The sequence below is a fragment of the Mesorhizobium sp. M5C.F.Ca.IN.020.32.2.1 genome (assembly GCF_004023105.1).
Classification (GTDB): Bacteria; Pseudomonadota; Alphaproteobacteria; order Rhizobiales; family Rhizobiaceae; genus Mesorhizobium; species Mesorhizobium wenxiniae.
In genome coordinates, this window is the sequence record NZ_RZSX01001233.1 from 1 (window position 1) to 1,392 (window position 1,392).

General features: G+C 61.8%; 2 protein-coding genes. Both read left to right on the forward strand.

Features of this window, described 5'->3' with window-relative positions:
- Positions 1-355: universal stress protein (locus tag EOA86_RS34690; protein ID WP_128345621.1), on the forward strand; the 355-nt coding region annotated here is incomplete at its 5' end.
- Between the two features lie 358 nt (positions 356-713).
- Entirely contained in the window at positions 714-1,283 is a 570-nt protein-coding gene (locus EOA86_RS34700) for a NifU family protein (RefSeq protein ID WP_128345624.1), read from the forward strand.
- Positions 1,284-1,392: the final 109 nt, after the last annotated feature.

Genomic DNA, 1,392 nt, shown 5'->3' on the forward strand with positions numbered 1-1,392 from the left:
GCTCTATGTGATCGAACCGGACGATTTCCAGCATTGGCTGGGTGTCGAGAAGATCATGCGCGAGGAGGCCACCGCCACTGCGCGGGCGGCGCTTGATGCGTACGCCAACAAGGTGCGCCAAAAGCTCGGCATCGAGCCGGAACTGGTGGTGCGCGAAGGCAAGCCGACGGAAGAGATCCACAAATTGATCGAGGAAGACCAGGATATCGCCATCCTCGTGCTGGCGGCCGGCGCCGGTAAAGAGGGCCCGGGGCCATTGGTCGGCGCGGTCGCCGGCAAGGGCGCCGCCTTTCCCATCCCGGTGACGGTGGTGCCGCAGAACCTGTCGGACGAAGAGATCGACAGCCTGGCCTAAGGTATGTTGATATTCAGGTGATGCCGGAGTGCGAATGGCGGTTTCCTGCGCTTCCGGTGCTCACGTACCCAAAGTACGCTCCGCTCCGGTTCTCGCAATCCACCCGGTCTGGTCGCTTCGCGCCCGTCTTCGCGATGCGGCCTGACCTGAATTTTCAACACCCTAAGCGCAAAATCCCTAGCCAGCGTAAAAGTCGAAGTGCTGCAGCCCTGCACGTCCAATAAGAACGCGCTGCTGCAGAAGAAAATTCATTCTCTTGGCAGCCGGTTCCGGCAATGCCTTTCGCTTGAATGTCTCGCCGATAAGGCCTATTTAGAATTATTCCAAACTATCTGCCCGAATGGGCACGGAGACATCCATGTTCATCCAGACCGAATCGACGCCAAATCCGGCGACATTGAAGTTCCTGCCCGGCAAGGAAGTGCTTGTCGAAGGCACCGCCGATTTCCGCGATGCCGACAGCGCCGCTACGGCTTCGCCGCTGGCCGGCCGGCTGTTCGAGATCCCCGGCGTCACCGGCGTCTTCTTCGGCTATGATTTCATCACCGTGACCAAGGACGGCCCCGACTGGCAGCATCTGAAGCCGGCGATCCTCGGCGCCATCATGGAGCACTTCATGTCCGGCGCGCCGGTGATGGCCAAGGCCGGCCCCGCTGCCGAGACCAGCCAGACCGGCGAATTCTACGACAAGGCCGACGAGGAACTGGTGATCATCATCAAGGAACTGCTCGACACGCGGGTGCGCCCGGCCGTCGCCCAGGACGGTGGCGACATCACCTTCCGCGGCTTCGAGAACGGCACCGTGTTCCTGCACATGAAGGGCGCCTGCGCCGGCTGCCCGTCATCGACGGCGACGCTGAAGCACGGCATCCAGAACCTGCTCCGGCATTTTGTTCCCGAGGTGCAGCAGGTCGAACAGGTCTCTTAGAGACCCGGCTCAAAGAACGCCAATCCGCCTTCGCGCGATGGCCAGGGCAATCGCTTCGGGTTTGCGCTGCCCCTCATCGCCCTGCCGGGCACTTCTCCCCGTATAGTGA